Genomic DNA, 17,842 nt, shown 5'->3' with positions numbered 1-17,842 from the left:
GAGTGCGAATGATAATCAATGATAATTCATTCAACAACCTAGTAAATGAAATTAAGGGGGGTAAAAGCATGATTATTGTAACGAATCGTATTCAAGTAAAACCCGGTTTTGCTGCGAGAATGGCACCAAATTTTACAAAGCCAGGGCCTCTGCAACAGTTTGAAGGCTTTCATAAAGTAGAGGTATTAATTTCAACTGATGATCCTACTTATGATGAAATGAGTGTTAATATGTATTGGGAATCTAAGGAGCATTTCCAAGCATGGCGTAATAGCGATGCATTTGCTGCAGCCCATCAACGCCCAAATTCGGGCTCTGAGGGAGAAAAGGCTGACAGTCCAATTATCGGCAGCAAAATAGTGGTGGCGGAATTAGCTTCTTCTATTGAAGCCTTAAATTAATAAACGACGATTAAATTACTTATACATTATCTTCTGATTCTATCTAAAAAGCCCTGCATGTTGAACGATCATGCAGGGTCTTTTTTTTTGATATAAGAAACATTGATTAAATCAATATAAAAGAATGACTAGTATATAGCCCAACACGGATAGACAGACCGAGCCAATTAAACCTGCAATAAATGCCTTTACACCTAGCTCCTTAAATGTTTTCATCTCAACATTTAGCCCTAGACCAGCCATTGCCATCGCAATTAAGATATAAGCAATATTTACAAATGCTTGCGATACATTTGTCGGTATAATCCCTAAAGAGTTGATAGCACTCATCGCTAAAAATCCTAAAATAAACCACGGTATGATGGATAAAGAAAATGCCTTTTTCTCTTCACTTTTGTCCATTCTTCGATAGAAAATACCAATAACAATTGCTACAGGTACAAGTAGGGCCACTCGTGTTAATTTCACGATGACGGCTATATCAATTGCTTCATTTCCACCAGCAGATGCAGCTGCAATTACATGCGCAATTTCATGTAATGTCCCCCCTGCGAAAATACCATACGCAGTAGGTGTTAAATCGATGATGGAATAAAGTACCGTATAAATAAGTGTAAAAATAGTCCCCAATAACGCAACTATCGCTGCCCCTACCGCCGTTTCCTTTTCATTTGCTTTAATTTGAGGTGCAATTGCCACTACTGCAGCAGCTCCGCAAATGGCAGTCCCGCAAGCCGTTAATATCCCTAGCTTTTGATCGACTTTAAATATTTTTGTTAGGCCGTACACAACCATTAAGGCAAATAGCAAATTAATGACTGCAATTAAAAAAACGTTAGCACCCGCATGATAAATATCTGCCAAATTTAAGCGCATACCCAATAAAATAATACCAAAGCGTAATAGCTTCTTGCTGGAAAATGAAATACCTACTTGCCAAGAATCTTGTACTTTAAATGTTGCTCGCCAGGTCATCCCTAATATAATGGCAATAACCAACTGTCCCAATATTGAAAAGAAAGGAAATGTGGCAATATATTTCGCTACTAAAGCAATAAGAAGCGTTAACAATATCCCCTTCAAGAAATTTGGATTAAGAGTAGATTTTAATTTATGCTGTCTATTAACCATGATGTTCACTTCTTTCTCCCTTGTTGATTATTACTTTAATAAAGAGTGCACTATTAGTAAAATACATATATATAATTATTATTATTAATATTTCTAATAATAGGGGTGAAGATATGCAATTGGATGCTTTAAAAACGTTTATCACACTGGTTGAGGTCAATAATTTTACAAAGACCTCTGAAATACTTCATATTTCACAACCAAGTGTTAGCTTACACATTAAGAATCTAGAGCAAGAATTACAAACAACCTTATTTATTCGCTCCCCAAAATCGGTGCAAATTACACCAACTGGTGAAATTCTTTATAAACGAGCAAAGCAAATCATGGCGATAGCTGAAGCTGCAAAAGAAGATATCGCTGCCTATCATCAAGAGGTACAAGGTACGCTAGTCATTGGGGCAAGCTTTACAATTGGCGAATATATATTACCTCCCATTATTGCAAGCTTACAGCAACAATTCCCACAACTTGAACTTCAAATTATTATTGGCAATACAAAAGAAATCATTCAATATACAAAATTACTGCAAGTCGATATAGGTCTAATTGAAGGACAGGCTCATGATAATGAACTAGTCATTAAGCCATTTATGCAAGATGAGTTATTTATTGTTAGCGACAGTAAACATCCTCTTACAAAGCAACAACCTCTGACTGCTGATAAACTCCAGCAGCAAAGCTGGGTTGCGCGTGAAGAAGGCTCTGGAACACGTTATTATCTGGATCATTTATTCAGAGCAAATGGTTTACAGATTCATTCGCTTTTGACTATTAGCAGTAATCAGGGCGTGAAGGAGAGTGTAATGCAGGGACTTGGTCTTTCTTTATTGTCTGCCTGTGTGATAGAACGTGAATTAAAAAATGGAGATATGACTATTCTGCGCCTTGAAGGACAGCACTTTATGCGAACATTTTCTTATCTTTGCTCACCTACCATGAAAAATAAGCGCAATGTCGACATACTGATTGATATCTTAATAAAAAAAGCATAGCGATTTTTTTCTCGTCGCTAAGCTCTTTTTATGGTTCTTCTCGTATTAAAATGTTTACTTTCAATGATTTCAACAAATTTCATTGCTGCTCTAGAAAGGGGTACTGACTTCAAATAACACATACCAATACTTCTCGTAGGAATACTTTCCCTTAAAGTTAATTCATAAAGAAGTCCACGTTGAAGATAGTCCTTTGAAAATTCCTTTGTTACACATGCAATGCCAAGGTTACTACGCGCAAATTCGAGTACCAAATCATGTGAGCCTAGCTCAAACTCTGGCTCTATGTGAACGCCTCTTGCAAAAAGATAATCTTCCACATACTTCCTTGAATTCGATTTTTTCTCTAGAAAGATAAGTGGAAATTTTAAAAGGTCCTCATAGCTTAAACTTTTAGATGAAAGTGTTTTATATTTTTCCCCACAGACAAAAATATCCTGAATATCTGTACATACCGTTAACTGTAATGTTGAATCTTCAATTGGAAAATTACAAAACCCTATATCTACTTCACCCGATTTAATAAAATTACAAATTTCAGAGGTTGTGCCATTTAGCATTTGCAATTTAATATTCGGATACATTGTATGGAATGCTTCTAAATAAGGCATTAAAAAGAAGCGTGAGATCGTATCACCTACACCTATTTTTAATTGCCCTGTTGTTAAATTTTTAAATTCAAGTAACTTTTCTTCACCAGCATCTAAAAGCCCTAAAGCAGAATTAGTATATTCAAAAAGTAGGCTACCCTCTGTTGTTAATGTCACACCTTTAGGCGTTCGATTAAAAAGACGTGTGCCAAGCTCATTTTCTAATTGCATCATTGCCTGACTTACAGCTGGCTGTGTCATATATAAATCTTTTGCCGCACTAGAAAAGCTATTATTTTTTGCTACAACACTAAAAACACGATATAAATCTAATTTCCCTATCATATAAGCACCTCTTATAGCTATTATATGAACTATTAATTTTACTTATATCATTAACGAGCCTTATAGTAAAATCATATGGTTTTTATATCACTTTACGCTAGATAGAATGAGGAGAGATTAAATTGGAACGTGTAATCGGTACAGTTGTAAGAGGTCTTCGTGGTCCTATTATTAATGAAGGCGATAATATTGAACAAATTGTTGTAGATACAGTGTTAAATGCTGCACATATTGAAGGATATACAATAGAGGATCGTGATATTGTGACAGTAACTGAATCTGTCGTGGCACGTGCACAAGGAAACTATGCTACGATTGATGATATTGCCATAGATGTAGCGGCTAAGTTTGGTGATGATACGGTAGGCGTTATTTTCCCCATCTTAAGTCGAAACCGCTTCGCCAATTGTTTACGAGGCATCGCTAAAGGTGTAAAAAAGGTAGTATTAATGTTAAGCTACCCATCTGATGAAGTGGGTAATCATCTTGTAGATATTGATGAGCTCGATGTAAAAGGCATTAACCCATGGACGGATACGCTCAATGAGGTTGAATTCCGCGAGCATTTTGGCTATAAAAAACACACATTTACTGGTGTAGATTATATTGAATACTATAAAGAGTTAATCGAAGCAGAAGGGGCTACGTGTGAGGTCATCTTCTCAAATAATCCAAAAACAATTTTAAATTACACAAAGAGTATCTTAACGTGTGATATTCATTCACGCTTCCGCACAAAACGTATTCTAACAGCGAACGGTGCAGAAAAAGTTTACAGCCTTGATAATATTTTAGCTGAATCAATTAATGGCTCTGGTTTCAATGCTGAGTATGGTCTACTTGGCTCGAACAAAGCAACAGAGGATAGTGTTAAATTATTCCCACATACTTGCCAACCGATTGTTGATGGAATCCAAGCAAAAATTAAAGAAGCTACAGGAAAAACAGTAGAAGTTATGATTTATGGTGACGGCGCATTCAAAGATCCTGTGGGTAAAATTTGGGAGCTTGCAGATCCTGTTGTATCCCCAGCATTCACCGCTGGATTACATGGAACACCGAACGAGGTTAAATTAAAATATTTAGCGGACAATGATTTTGCAGACCTTCGAGGCGAAGAACTAAAGGCTGCTATTTCTGAATACATCCAAAATAAAGATGAAGATTTAACAGGTCAAATGGCTGCACAAGGAACAACACCGCGTCGTTTAACAGACCTTATCGGTTCCTTATCTGACCTTACATCTGGTTCGGGTGACAAAGGAACACCAATGATTTACATTCAAGGCTACTTCGATAATTACACTAAATAAACAAACAAAAATGAACTCTCGTCCTAATGAAGAGAGTTCATTTTTTTATGGCGAGGATAACAGGAATCGAACCCGTACTCCCATTGGAAAGGGATATGCACTCCTTGCACCTACCTCGTAATAGATGATTATTGAATGCTTGCTATAGTATTACATTGTGCTCAGTCCCTTCTCTTCTTAATTGGTTAGGATTTTAATTTATTTGGAATAGTTTCTTCTTGTAGCCAATGCTCACTTGTTTGAACATGTTGCGGTCTCACAAATTTCCCTAAATTATAGCGGAAATCTTCGTAATGGAATGAGCTAGTATTTCTAATGACATACCCCTCTTGTTCCCCTTCAAAGAATGATTTTCCAGTGAATGTGCGTTTTATCTGTTCTTCGTCAAAAATCCCTCGGTATAAAACGGGCACTGTTTCTATCCCTAACTCTGCTGCAAAGGCCACGGTTTCATCCCAGCTCAAACAAATATTTTCTTCATTCCAAATGCTAAACAAATAGAAATAGCTTGTTAATCCTTGATAATAAATAGAATGCTTGGCATAAACATTTTCACCACATAAGCGCCAGTCCTTTGGAATCCGATACGCAAAACTCGCATGAAATGTTTTTACCCAATGTCTAGAGGGGTGATTAGCGGAATGGATGCTTCTAGCGTGCATATAGTCCCTGTATAGTGTTGTACCTTCCCCGTCTAACTTTTCAGTAACAACAACCTCTTTCCCAACAAAATGATTCACATTTCTAGCAACTTTATCATCATCGGTATAACCCCTGCTCCATGGTAAATGAAAACTTCTTGGGTATTTCATTAATTTCGTCATATTTTCACCTTCCTTTCCTAAAGTTTACTTGGCAAATTGATCTGCCTCACGGAAAAAATAAAGCCTTGTTAATAAATCACCATCTAATAAATGATAAATTTGGCTTCCACCTCTATCTCCCCCATACTGGATTAACATATGAAATTGCACTAAATGAACAACCTTTAATACAAATTCCTTTTCAAAGCCCAACTCTAATAGAAAATGGCAAACCAGTTGAGCCGAGACATTTTCATGCCCAAAATAACCATAACGCTGTTGCAAAGGTTTATATTTTTTACAAGCTGGTTTACCGACATCATGAAACAATGCAGCTATTTGTAGAGCTAGTTTATCGCTTTCTAAGTAGTACTCATTGATATACGCGTACACAAAATACGTATGCTGACACAGTAAAAATTGATGGAATGGATTTTCTTGATCGAATTGATAAATTTCTTTGAAAAGTGGGACTGCTTGAAGTGTTTGAAAAAGCTCTTCATAGGTGGGGTGGCCTTGTATGAGTGAAACAAATTGTTGTCGAGAAAGATCATAGGGACTTGATTCATGAATAATATGCAATTCATTAAACCCTTCTCCTACTGTCGGGAACTCTAAATGCTTTCTCATTTTTTCCATCACGATTAATGGTACATGTCTCTTCCTTTGCTGATTTCTGGCTACACAGATTGAATAAGGTGTATCAAAGTAATAACATACCTTCTGCACTGTACTTGGTATTTTACGAAGTGCAAACATCCTGCGCTCTCGTTCAATATTGGTTGCATCCACAATGACAGAAAACCCTTTTGCCACTAAGTCATTAAGACGTTCATATAATGTACGAAAGACTATACGTGATTTTTGCCTTGTTGAATCCCCAAATAACTCCTGACGTATAGCGTCGCTTGATAGGACAATTGCATTTTCATTTTTAGCTAACTGTTTCACAAATGTACTTTTCCCACTACCAGGCAACCCCACTGTAAAGATTACCTTCATTCTTTTCACCTCCCTTCAAGTTTCTTTATCGTATGGCATGCCACATTCTTTAGTGTCTCAATAGCATTTTATCCATTATTTTTAATAACAATTTATGATAATCAGTCATAATATGAAGCAATATTACATATAAAAAAGACGGCTCCACCTTTTTGTAGAGCTGTCTCTGTATATCAATATCTTATTACCTTATACATTTATTGTATCATAAATTTACAATAATTTCTAGACTATACTTCTTTCCGAAGTAGATGTATGATAAATTTCCTGCTTCAATCCGAACAGATCACCTGCATTGGATACCTTCACTATATTCAAATTTGTGGTTGGACAAACAGTTAAAAAAGCAGCACAATTACCCTCTTCTCACCATCTATTGAGGTGAGGGTTACTGTCAAAGGAAGCAAATAACTATGGAGAGGAATGTGAGTAAACGTTGGAAAATCAAAAAGAATGGCTAGAAGAAAAGCATCACCTTGAGGATTCTTTAAACATTATTGTTCATAAGATAAAAGAGTTAGAGCATAAAGAAAAAGGCTTCAAAGAAAATGCTGTTGCCTTAAAGAAATCCTTTTGGAACGATGTGAGAGTCAATCTAGATACCGCTGAGGATGTAGACGAAACCTTTTTTGCAATTAAGCAGCAGGCAGAGCTTTTATCTGACTCAGAGCTTGCACAGGAACGTGCAATTCGTAATGTAAAGGTATATGAACGTTTACAACAGTCACCCTATTTTGCTCGTATTGACTTTTTACAAGATGGTCAACAAGACCCTTTAAAAATTTATATCGGTGTAGCCACATTATTGGATAAACAGGATGAAAATATCGTCATTTTTGATTGGCGAGCGCCTATATCGAGTATGTATTATGATTACACACCTGGTGATGCATCCTACGAAACATTAGGTGAAGAAATTCATGGAGAAATGCTGTTAAAACGGCAATTTATTATTAAAAATGGTCAACTACAATCCATGTTTAATACAGGCCTTACAATTGGTGATGACCTATTGCTCGATATCCTTGCACAAAATGCAAATGAGCATATTCGTAGTATTGTTGCGACAATCCAAGCAGAGCAAAATAAAATTATTCGCCATGTCAATTCTCGCTGTCTTATTGTTGAAGGCGTTGCAGGTAGTGGCAAAACAGCTGTAGCCTTACAGCGGGTAGCTTATCTACTTTATCGTTATCGTGATGAAATGACTGCCGATCAAATTCTGCTAATTACACCTAACCAACTTTTTAATCAATATGTTCATTCAGTCTTACCTGATTTGGGTGAAGATAACATGCAGCAGTTAACGTTTATAGAATATGCTGAAAAACGATTAGGTAAACAGTTTCAATTGGAATATCCTTATGAGCAGCTTGAAGATCTGTTGACAGAAAAGGATGATGATCAGTATCAAACAAAATTAAGCATCATTTCATTTAAAGCGGGCCTCACTTATAAAGATTTGATAGATCAGTATGTTCGTTACTTATCCGATAAAGGCTTGTTATTTAAAAATATCGTTTTTCGTGGTGAACGAATTATTACTGCACAGGAAATTACCGAATACTTCTATTCTTCCCCTTCTACTATATCGATACCAGATCGTCTACAATTAGTAAAAGAATGGCTTTTGCAACGACTAACGAAATTGGAAAAGGCTGAGCGTACAAAGGAGTGGGTAGAAGAAGCTACTGAGCTATTAGATAAAGAAGACTACTCCAAATCATATAGTGAGCTTTTATACGAGGGGCGCTATACTGAAAACTCTTTTGATGATTTTGATCAAGAACGCTATAAACTAGCGAGACAAATTGTCAAAAAACATTTTAAACCATTACGTAACTCCGTTAACCAGCTAAAGTTTGTCCATATGTTGGGTACATATCGACAGCTCTTTGATTTGAATAGTTCTATTAACAAGGATTTACAACACCTTATGCCAGACAATTGGGAGGACATTTGTCTACAAACACTCCCTAATTTAGCAAAGCGTTTGATTGCCTATGAGGATGCTGCACCATTTTTATATTTACAGGACAAAATTGAAGGACAACAGACCAATAGGATGATCCGTCATGTATTAATTGATGAAGCACAGGATTATTCGCCATTCCAACTTACTGTATTACAGCAGTTATTCCCAAAAGCACGTATGACCATTTTAGGCGATGGCCATCAAACGATTCATCCACATACCTTTAATAATCCTTCTCTACTCGACACTCAATTATATGGTGAGCAGGCAGAAAAAATGATATTAACAAAAAGCTATCGTTCGACAAAACAAATCATACAACTCACTTCCACAATTTTAAATGATGATAGTGAAGTAGAAGCTTTTAATCGAACTGGCCCCGAACCATCGATTACTATTGTGCCAAATGAATTGGAATTAATGGATCAAATTATTCAAAACATCAACCATTTATCTATTGAATTCGAAACAATTGCTATCATCTGTAAAACGGCAGCCGAGTGTTCTGCTGTTTACAAGCAATTAAACAATCGAGTAGATATTCAATTGATTAACCATCATACAAAGCAGTTTAAAAAGGGTATTTTATTACTTCCAGCTTATATGGCGAAAGGCATCGAATTTGATGCGGTAATCATCTATAATGCATCTGCTGCTAATTACTCAAGAGAAAGCGAACGGTACTATTTTTATACGGCGTGTACGAGAGCTATGCATGAACTGCACATTTATTCCATTAACAAATTAACGTATTTCCTTCAATAATAGGTAACAGGAGAATCTGTAAATTACAGATTCTCCTGTCTTAGTGTTAAAAAACAAAACAGTCAATTGAAGGGTAGAAATGGATTTTCGTTGCAGGCTATTGCTTTCCTGTGGGCGAGCATCAAGCCGCTTCCCCCGCTAGCGCTCCGTTTAGTGGCTCGCCTGTCTCGCTATCCATGGGGGTCAAGTAGCCTTCCACTCCAACCTACAAAAGTATTATCTTTTTAGCAAAGGTTTTCAAATAAAGTGAAGGTGTTCACTACTTGTCACTCATTACTGCTCTCCATTGAAAATAAGAGCTTATCCCCTCTATGAATACAGATAAAAAAAAGTAAAGCAACTTTGCAGAACAGAAATCAACCTCTACCCTGCAAAGTTGCTTTTTGTGCAATTGACCTCACCTTAGTTGCTGTTTTATATATAGAATGTATAGTCTTCTGGAATGACACGTTTTAAAAATTTCTTCGTTCGTTCCTCTTTTGGGCTGACGAAAATATCATGAGGGCTACCTTCCTCTACAACCACTCCTCCATCCATGAAAATTACGCGATTGGCAACATCTTTGGCAAAGCCCATTTCGTGTGTTACTACAAGCATTGTTGTACCCTCCGCCGCAATATTTTTCATGACCTGTAGAACCTCACCTACCAATTCAGGGTCAAGTGCGGACGTTGGTTCATCAAATAAAATAATATCAGGATTCAAAGCTACTGCTCGTGCAATACCAACACGTTGCTGTTGACCTCCTGACAACTGACTTGGATAGGCATTATATTTGTCTGATAAACCTACTTTATCAAGTGCCTTTTTACCAATTTCCACAGCCTGTGCTTTAGGAATTTTACGACCAATGATTAACCCTTCCGTTACATTTTCTAATGCTGTTTTATTAGTGAATAGATTATAGTTTTGAAAGACAAATGCGACACGCTGGCGAATTGCATGCATGTCTTTTTTCTTTACATGTTGAAAATCAACCTGAATATCACCAAATGTCGCATGGCCTTGATCAGCCTTCTCTAAAAAATTGATACAACGTAATAATGTTGTTTTTCCTGAACCACTGGGACCTAAAATAACAACAACGTCCCCTTTATCAATGGCTAAATCAACACCCTTCAAGATTTCATTGCCACCAAATGATTTATGAATATTTTTAATTTCTAACATGCTAATTCACCCCTTAGACATTTGCCATTTTGTATTTACTTAAATATTTCTCATAACGCTTAAACAAGTATTCAACCGTACTACATAAAATTAAGTACACAATAAAGATATCCATATAGGCCTCTACATAATTGTAGCCAACGTTTGCCGCTACTTTTGCCTTCAGTGTAATTTCAGGAAGCGACATTGCATAGCCTAGCGATGTCGCTTTAATGAGATTAACTGTAGCTGTGCAAATATTCGGCAATGCCACTACTAATGCCTGTGGAATGATGATGCGTGTATATGCTTGGAATGTTGATAAACCTACTGAGTGTGCAGCCTCTAGTTGCCCCTTTTCAATGGTACTTAATGCCGATCGAAAGACCTCAATTAAAATGGCTGTTGAGCTGAATGCAAATACAATAAACGCATACCAAATTGGATTGATTTTATAAATATCATACGCAATATGATATTTTTCAAAAATAATTTTCAACATTAAAGGTATACTGCTATAGATAATAAAAATTTGTATAATAATCGGCGTTCCTCGAACAAAAGAAACATAGATCTTCGCTAGATGATGGATAACTGGAATTTTATTGATCCTAGTTAGTGCTAATAAAAACCCCAGTGGCAAAGCTATCACCAAAGCAACAACTGTGACTAGGAGCGCGATAGGAACACCAGACAAAGCTACGAAAAATGTTTCAAGTAAAAATTGATAATTCACCTTCACGCCTCCTTAAGTTGTTTCTAGGGTCTTCTTACCCTTACCAAATATTTTTTCTAATATAGTAAATATTTTTTCTATAAAAATAGATAACACCCAATAAATAATAGCCAATGCAATATAAATTTCTAAGGCATGAGCATTGATGTTACTTGCAATAATTAGATTTGCCTTACCTACAATATCAATTAGACCAATAGTATAAGCGAGTGCACCTTCCTGTAATAAAGCAATCACGCCATTTCCAAAGTTTGGTAAAGCAACAACCAGTGCCTGCGGGAAAATAATTCGACGATAGGCTTGGAATGGTGTTAGCCCAACACTAACGGCTGCTTCAAACTGCCCTTTTGGGATGGCTAAGTAGGCAGACCGTATCACCTCTGACATGATTGCTGCGAATTGTAAGGTGAATGTTACGACAACAAATATGGCCGTTTCAATTGAATGGAGATTAAGACCAACATTTTCTGCTAATGCTGGGACGCCATAATAGACAAGAAATAACAAAACAATGGAGGGTGTACAACGCATAATCGTTGTATACAGATTGGCGAATTTAGTTAGCCACTTGACTGAAGATAGCTTAGCTGCCGCCAGCAATAAGCCGAATAGGGTACCTAAGATAATGGAGGACCCTGCAACTAAGAACGTAATTTTTAAAAATGGCAATAACACTGGGATTGCGTTCCAAATGTAGGTTGCGTCAAAATATTTATCCATTTCCTCACCAACTTTTGTTTTTATGAATAAAGACTGCTGAGCATTACTGACTCAACAGCCTTACTATTCGTTCCGATTTAAACTAACGATTTACGTTTTCCAGTACTTCAAATAAATCACGGCCATAGAATTTTGTACTTAATTCATTTGTTTTCTTTTGTTCTTTAACCTGAGCTATTGCTTTATCATAAGCGTCAGCAAATTCCTGCTCTTTTTTATTGAACAGTGGCCATGTTTTTATAACAGCAAATTCGTTATAGACAACGTCATCTTTTAGGTTATAATATGGACCATCTTCTGCAAGTACTTGTTGTTTAAATGGGCCTTCAATCATGACACCACCATCAACACGACCTTCATTTACCCACTGCACTACATCGACAGTAAAGGCGTCACCAGCCTCAAGTTTTACTTTATTATCTGGATTTGCCGTATTATATTCATCGATAATTGTATATTGAGCATTATTTGCAGCAATTGGTGCTAAAGAATAGCCCTTTTTGGCAAAATCCGCTAATGTTTTCACACCTTCATCTTCTTTACGCAAAACTATACCTGCGCTACTTAAACCTAAGAATTCCTTCGGGAAAATAAATTTCTCTGTACGTTCCTGAGTAAAGAATGCGTTTTTAACCCCTACTTGATATTTCCCTTGCTCCACACCAATTAATAAATCATCACTTGTTGTACCTACATACTCAAATTGATAGTCAGGTAACAATTCATCTACTAATTTCATTACTTCTACATCATAACCAGTTGGATTTCCATTATCGTCAATGTAACTAATAGGCTTTGACGCTTGATCGTAGGCTACTTTTACTGTACGTACCTTTTCACCATCACCCGCATCTTTATCTGCAGACTCTCCTGAATTACAACCTGCTAATAATGCTATAGAGGCCAAACCAATTGCAGCAAATTGAAAAATCTTATTCTTCTTCATATGTCATTTCTCCTTATTTTTCACGTGATTTAATGATTGATTTTCATATAATTTCTGCTGTTCAATAGCGGCAGTCGCTAATTTAATTATCGTCATATCATCCATCGGTGGATTATGAAGCCCTGCACGAACATTGCGGTAATAACGCTGTAATGGATTGGATAGTTGCAAGCTTTTCGCCCCCACTACACGCATCGCTTTGTCGACTATATCTATTGCCATGTTTGTTACTGTGTGTTTAGCAATTGCCATTTCATTTGTTATTAGTCCACGTCTAGCAGGATCATCGTAAGCCTCAGCCACTCCGTATAAGACAAAACGAGCTTGATGGAGCTTTAATTCAATATCCCCTAAAAGCTGTTGTACGTTTGGCAACGTACAAATTGGCGCATTCAGGCTATTCGGTTGATGGTGATTAGCAAAATGAATAGCATAATCACGGGCTGCTTGTGCAATACCTAAGTAAGTTGCTGGGATATGGAGTATCCAGCCATTTATTTTGCCACCACTCGGATGACTTGGTAACTCTACTAAATGTTCAGTTGCAACAAGCACATCCTTTAATACAAGGTCGTGGCTGCTTGTGCCTCGCATTGCAGACATCTCCCAATTCTCCTCAATGGATAGACCTGCTGCATCCTTATGAATGAGGAAGAAGCCAACTTGCTGCTTTTCTTCAATCCAAGCGGAGGTAAGGAAATAATCGAGCACCGGAGACGCAGTCGTAAAAATCTTGCGCCCATTTATTAGCCAGCCTCCTTTAGTAGAAATGGCATTTGTCCCTGGCCGCCCTCCTCGCGTTGGACTACCTGTTGCCGCCTCACTAACCGCTCTATTAATCATGGCCCCTCTCTTTATTTCTTCAGCAAAAGCTATTAATAGATCATCAGTCCATAGTTTAGTTTCATAAATTTCACCGACAACACCTAATGTCCACCCAAGGGAAAGAGAGGCATTTTCGTCATAGCTTGCTAGCGTCTCTTGTACGAGGACCATATCATAGACAGATAACCCTTCTCCGCCATATTGTTTCGGTAAAGTAAGTTGAGGATAGCCAATTTGTAAAAGTAACCGATGTGCTTCGAACGGAAAACGAGATTGCTCATCTACCTCAACAGCCTCTGCCTTGATTGGCTCAGCTATAGCAGCTAGCTGATCTAGCCAATATCGTTGTCGCTCTGTTTTTACAAATAAATTCTTCAAATGAATCTCCTTCTTCCCAATATATATAAATCGTATAAATTTACTAAGGATTGATAATGAAAAAAAATCTCTTGCTACATGAATGTAGTGAGATACTATTTGGTACTGAATTTTCTGATTCGTTGACACTTATAATACTTTTCGCATTAGAAAATGTCAATGGGTGATATTCAAGTTTTTTTGTAAGTTTAATATGTATTACAAAGTTTCAACTTTTACCTTTGATTTATGCACCAAGCTTTTCTTACAACATATGCTAAGACTAATGAAAGAGGTGCATATATGACCAATAATTTAAATTCACCACTAAACGGTGGAATCATAACCCATTCTGCTCCACAAGTTATTCAAACTAAGTTTGGAGATATTAACGGGGATGGTTTTTTTGAAACCATTTTTTTAATGGGCACTAAACAGCCTGATAGTCCTTTCTGGAGAAATCTAACACTGTCTATTTTTGATGGTCAAACACGACAAATGGAGCAAATTCCATTGAAACAAAATATGGGCTATAATCCGACTATTTTCTTGGGCGATTTTACTGGTAATCATATTGAGGATATTCTGGTTGTGTCTGATACAGGAGGTAGCGGCGGAATTGTAAATGGTGAGATTTTTTCCTCCATCAACAATCAAGTTCGTTCCATCTTTGATGCAGAATCTTTTAATAATAAACTTAAATATAAGGTCAATTATGTAGATCATTATAAGGCTGTTGTTCAGAGTTTTAATCCTGCTATTAAATACACAATTGATTTACAGTATAAAGGAGCCGACTACTTAGCTGAAATTTATAATCCAGATGGCACCTTGAAGCAACCGATTGAAGGCTGGGTAGATCCTTTTGGAGGACTATATCCTGTTGATTACGACCGAGATGGAACGTATGAAATTTTAGGATATCAAGAAATTGCAGGTAGATATCATGCTGATGGATTAGGCTATGTAGAAAATATTTTAAAATGGAATGGCCATGAATTTGTAATAGATCGACAAACGGTTGGTATTTTTGGTGAAGATTTATCATAGACCACAAATCTAGCTATTAAATAAGCTAAAACAGGAATCTGCTCATTTTTACTTAACTCTAACAAAAAACAAGCAGATTCCGTTATTTACTTTTTCTTTTCAACCAAGGCAAAGTAGTTATTTTCAGGGTCAGCAAAATTAAAAACCCTACCCATTGGCATCATGACTAGATCTCCTACTTTAACGCCCTTTGCCTGAAAATCTTGATACATCTCTTCAATTTTATCAGCGTAAAACATAATAGAAGGTGTTCCTAAATTTAGATCAGGTTGCATTTTAGCAATAATTTCTTTGTTGTGAAGCACAAAGGATGTTTGAGCTTCCTTAGTTGGTGCAATTTCAATCCAGCGTATGCCTGCCTCTTCCTGTTCAGAAATGACAACAAACCCCACTTTTTCTGTCCAAAATTTCACAATTGCATCTTGATCATTAACATATAACATTACCTGTCCAATTTGATGAATCATGTCTTCATTCCCTCCTCTTTTGAGCATTAGTATACATCAAAAAGCGGCTTTATATAGCTTCTAATGCCATCAATTTAGGGAAATTTCGAAAAATTGATAATGATATACATTACTAAGAAATAATTAATTCAAAGTACTTAACTTTTCTTTTATTTCTGATAGAATGAGTATTATTTACCTTTAAGGGAAAAGTATAGAATAAAATATTATGTGAGGATAATACAATTGAAACAACTAAGTTTAAGAAAAAAGCTTATTTTTTCGTTTTTAGCCATGCTTCTCATTCCAACACTATTGATTGGAATAGTATCTTACCAAAGTGCTGAACAGCAAATTTCAGAGGAACAACGGGCAAGTGCGACTGAAAGTGTGCGCATTCTAAATTCCAATATTACAAACATGATTGAACCCAAATTGAAAGATGTACAATATTTTTCACAAAAATTTAGTGAAACTTACTTTCAAGACGAGAGTACTTTAGAACTAAAGTCATTATTAAGTGAATATGTAAACATGCACCCTGAAGTAGATCTGATATATATTGGAACTGCTGAAGGCAAACTATTTGATCAGCCTGTTCAAGAGTATCCTGATGGCTTCGATCCTCGGACAAGGCCTTGGTATAAGCAGGCTTTAGCTAATAATGGGAAGACCTCAATTACTGCACCATATGTTACACAATCTACAGGTGACATTGTCATTACAATTACTCAGGCATTACCAGATGGTTCCGGTGTATTAGGATTAGATCTAAATATTTCTACATTAAGTGACATTACGAATAATATACGTATTGGAGAAACGGGCTTCGCTTCTCTTTTAGATAACAATCAAATTTACATTGCTCAGCCAGATAAAGAAAGTGGTACAGAGGCAACGGAAAGCTACATTACAAAAATTTATGAGCAGGAAAGCGGTACGATCATTGAAAAAGACCGTCACTTACAATTTATTACGAATGAGTTAACTGGGTGGAAGGTAATTGGTACGATGTTTACTGCGGAAGCTGCAAAAGCTGCGGCATCCACATTAAATATAAATTTAATTATCATTATTGTTTCCATTCTCGTTGGCGTTATTTTCATGCTCTTCATGATAAAGTCTATTGTTAACCCAATTAATCAATTGAAGCAAAGCGCATTAAAAATTAGCGACGGTAATTTAACGGAGTTTATTGAAATCCATTCTAAAGATGAAATTGGTCAGCTTGGAGAAGCCTTTATCTCTATGAAGGTGAGCTTAAAAAAATTAATTCGTAATGTTGATCAAAGCTCACAACATGTCCAAACAGCCGCTCAAAATTTATCTGCTAATGCAGAACAAAACATCGCTACCTCAGAGCAAGTTGCTGATGCCATGCACCAAATGGCAATTAGTACAGAAAAACAAACTACAGGTATTGATCAGAATGCCATTTCAGTTGAAGAAATTGCTAAAGGCGTTGTTGAAGTAGCAGACAGTTCCATGCAGGTTTCTGACCTATCTAGCCATGCTATCCAATTGGCAGAAGAAGGTGGACAATCTGTCAAACAAACTGTACAGCAAATGAATTCTATCCATAATTCTGTAACGCAATCAGATACAATGATTAAAGCACTATATGATCGCACGAAAGAAATCGGGTCCATTTTAGAAATGATTAGTGCTATATCAGTTCAAACGAATTTATTAGCACTTAATGCAGCTATAGAAGCTGCTAGAGCAGGAGAACATGGCAAAGGCTTCGCGGTAGTGGCTGATGAAGTACGTAAATTAGCAGAGCAATCTCATCAATCAGCAGAGCAAATTTCTGCGCTCATTACTACTATTCAGCAAGATACAGCAAAATCTGTAGAGACAATGGTCAAAGCATCGACAGATGTTCAAGAGGGCTTACAATTGACAGAAGATACAAGTAGAAAATTCGCGAGTATTATCGAAAGTCTTCGAAACATCGCGCCGAAAATGGAGGATATTTCAGCATCTGCTCAAGAAATGGCTGCCGTTGTAGAAGAAGTATCAGCGACCGCTATTGAACTTTCCGATCACGCAAAATTAAATGCTGCTGCTACAGAAGAAGTTGCCGCTTCCACGGAACAAACTTTATCTTCTATGCAAGATATGGCTTCGTCTGCCAAAACCCTACTCGATATGGCGGATGAATTGCAGGGTTATGTCAATCGTTTTAAATATTAATTATTTAACTGCTAAATCTGAGTTCAAGATAGTATTGAACTCAGATTTTTTCTATTCCAAAAAGATAGAAAATTACAAAATAGGATATTTTTCTACA

Annotated in this window: 16 protein-coding genes; 6 read left to right on the top strand and 10 right to left on the bottom strand. The window is 36.6% G+C overall.

The window, feature by feature from the left end:
* Positions 1-68 precede the first annotated feature (68 nt).
* On the top strand, positions 69-401 hold the full coding sequence (locus EW028_RS17510; RefSeq protein ID WP_048395499.1) for a heme oxygenase: 333 nt from the start codon (positions 69-71) through the stop codon (positions 399-401).
* A gap of 111 nt (positions 402-512) precedes the next feature.
* On the opposite strand, the gene EW028_RS17505 is transcribed toward EW028_RS17510, so the two are convergent.
* Entirely contained in the window at positions 513-1,532 is a 1,020-nt protein-coding gene (locus EW028_RS17505) for a YeiH family protein (protein WP_131521789.1), read from the bottom strand.
* A gap of 113 nt (positions 1,533-1,645) precedes the next feature.
* Between EW028_RS17505 and EW028_RS17500 the strand changes: the two genes are divergently transcribed.
* The gene (locus tag EW028_RS17500; RefSeq protein ID WP_054548523.1) at positions 1,646-2,527 is read left to right on the top strand and encodes a LysR family transcriptional regulator; all 882 of its coding nucleotides are present in this window, start codon (positions 1,646-1,648) and stop codon (positions 2,525-2,527) included.
* 17 nt (positions 2,528-2,544) lie between these two features.
* Here EW028_RS17500 and EW028_RS17495 read toward each other — a convergent pair whose 3' ends face one another.
* Complete coding sequence (locus EW028_RS17495; protein ID WP_048395493.1) at positions 2,545-3,462, bottom strand: LysR family transcriptional regulator; 918 nt, start codon at positions 3,460-3,462, stop codon at positions 2,545-2,547.
* A 122-nt stretch (positions 3,463-3,584) separates the two neighbouring features.
* On the opposite strand from EW028_RS17495, the gene EW028_RS17490 reads away from it, so the two are divergent.
* Positions 3,585-4,775 (top strand): coenzyme F420-0:L-glutamate ligase, encoded by a 1,191-nt coding sequence (locus tag EW028_RS17490; protein WP_054548521.1) that lies wholly within the window; start codon positions 3,585-3,587, stop codon positions 4,773-4,775.
* Between the two features lie 185 nt (positions 4,776-4,960).
* Here EW028_RS17490 and EW028_RS17485 read toward each other — a convergent pair whose 3' ends face one another.
* Positions 4,961-5,599 (bottom strand): RNA ligase family protein, encoded by a 639-nt coding sequence (locus EW028_RS17485; protein ID WP_131521788.1) that lies wholly within the window; start codon positions 5,597-5,599, stop codon positions 4,961-4,963.
* A 24-nt stretch (positions 5,600-5,623) separates the two neighbouring features.
* Positions 5,624-6,580, bottom strand: a complete 957-nt coding sequence (locus EW028_RS17480) for an AAA family ATPase (RefSeq protein ID WP_131521787.1) — start codon at positions 6,578-6,580, stop codon at positions 5,624-5,626.
* Between the two features lie 436 nt (positions 6,581-7,016).
* Between EW028_RS17480 and helD the strand changes: the two genes are divergently transcribed.
* Positions 7,017-9,320 carry an RNA polymerase recycling motor HelD gene (helD, locus tag EW028_RS17475; RefSeq protein WP_131521786.1) on the top strand — a complete coding sequence of 768 codons (2,304 nt, stop codon included), beginning with the start codon at positions 7,017-7,019 and terminating at the stop codon, positions 9,318-9,320.
* 414 nt (positions 9,321-9,734) lie between these two features.
* Here the strand turns inward: helD and EW028_RS17470 are convergent, their stop codons facing one another.
* From EW028_RS17470 to EW028_RS17450, 5 genes are all read right to left on the bottom strand, one after another.
* Complete coding sequence (locus tag EW028_RS17470) at positions 9,735-10,490, bottom strand: amino acid ABC transporter ATP-binding protein (RefSeq protein ID WP_131521785.1); 756 nt, start codon at positions 10,488-10,490, stop codon at positions 9,735-9,737.
* Between the two features lie 13 nt (positions 10,491-10,503).
* On the bottom strand, positions 10,504-11,205 hold the full coding sequence (locus EW028_RS17465) for an amino acid ABC transporter permease (protein ID WP_131521784.1): 702 nt from the start codon (positions 11,203-11,205) through the stop codon (positions 10,504-10,506).
* Positions 11,206-11,217: 12 nt separating this feature from the next.
* Positions 11,218-11,925: an amino acid ABC transporter permease gene (locus EW028_RS17460; RefSeq protein WP_131521783.1), complete on the bottom strand. Its 708-nt coding sequence runs from the start codon at positions 11,923-11,925 to the stop codon at positions 11,218-11,220.
* Between the two features lie 82 nt (positions 11,926-12,007).
* Positions 12,008-12,871 (bottom strand): transporter substrate-binding domain-containing protein, encoded by an 864-nt coding sequence (locus EW028_RS17455; RefSeq protein WP_131521782.1) that lies wholly within the window; start codon positions 12,869-12,871, stop codon positions 12,008-12,010.
* A 3-nt stretch (positions 12,872-12,874) separates the two neighbouring features.
* Positions 12,875-14,074 carry an acyl-CoA dehydrogenase family protein gene (locus tag EW028_RS17450; protein ID WP_131521781.1) on the bottom strand — a complete coding sequence of 400 codons (1,200 nt, stop codon included), beginning with the start codon at positions 14,072-14,074 and terminating at the stop codon, positions 12,875-12,877.
* A gap of 282 nt (positions 14,075-14,356) precedes the next feature.
* Between EW028_RS17450 and EW028_RS17445 the strand changes: the two genes are divergently transcribed.
* Positions 14,357-15,103 (top strand): hypothetical protein, encoded by a 747-nt coding sequence (locus tag EW028_RS17445; RefSeq protein WP_131521780.1) that lies wholly within the window; start codon positions 14,357-14,359, stop codon positions 15,101-15,103.
* An 86-nt stretch (positions 15,104-15,189) separates the two neighbouring features.
* On the opposite strand, the gene EW028_RS17440 is transcribed toward EW028_RS17445, so the two are convergent.
* Positions 15,190-15,570, bottom strand: coding sequence for a VOC family protein (locus EW028_RS17440; RefSeq protein WP_131521779.1), 381 nt, complete (start codon positions 15,568-15,570; stop codon positions 15,190-15,192).
* Positions 15,571-15,795: 225 nt separating this feature from the next.
* On the opposite strand from EW028_RS17440, the gene EW028_RS17435 reads away from it, so the two are divergent.
* On the top strand, positions 15,796-17,745 hold the full coding sequence (locus EW028_RS17435; RefSeq protein ID WP_131521778.1) for a methyl-accepting chemotaxis protein: 1,950 nt from the start codon (positions 15,796-15,798) through the stop codon (positions 17,743-17,745).
* The last annotated feature ends 97 nt before the right edge of the window (positions 17,746-17,842 follow it).

Origin of the sequence: Lysinibacillus sp. OL1 (genome assembly GCF_004332175.1) — a bacterium.
Taxonomy (GTDB): domain Bacteria; phylum Bacillota; class Bacilli; order Bacillales_A; family Planococcaceae; genus Lysinibacillus; species Lysinibacillus capsici.
Note: the sequence above shows the minus strand (reverse complement) of the source record. Positions and strands in the feature narration are given on the sequence as shown.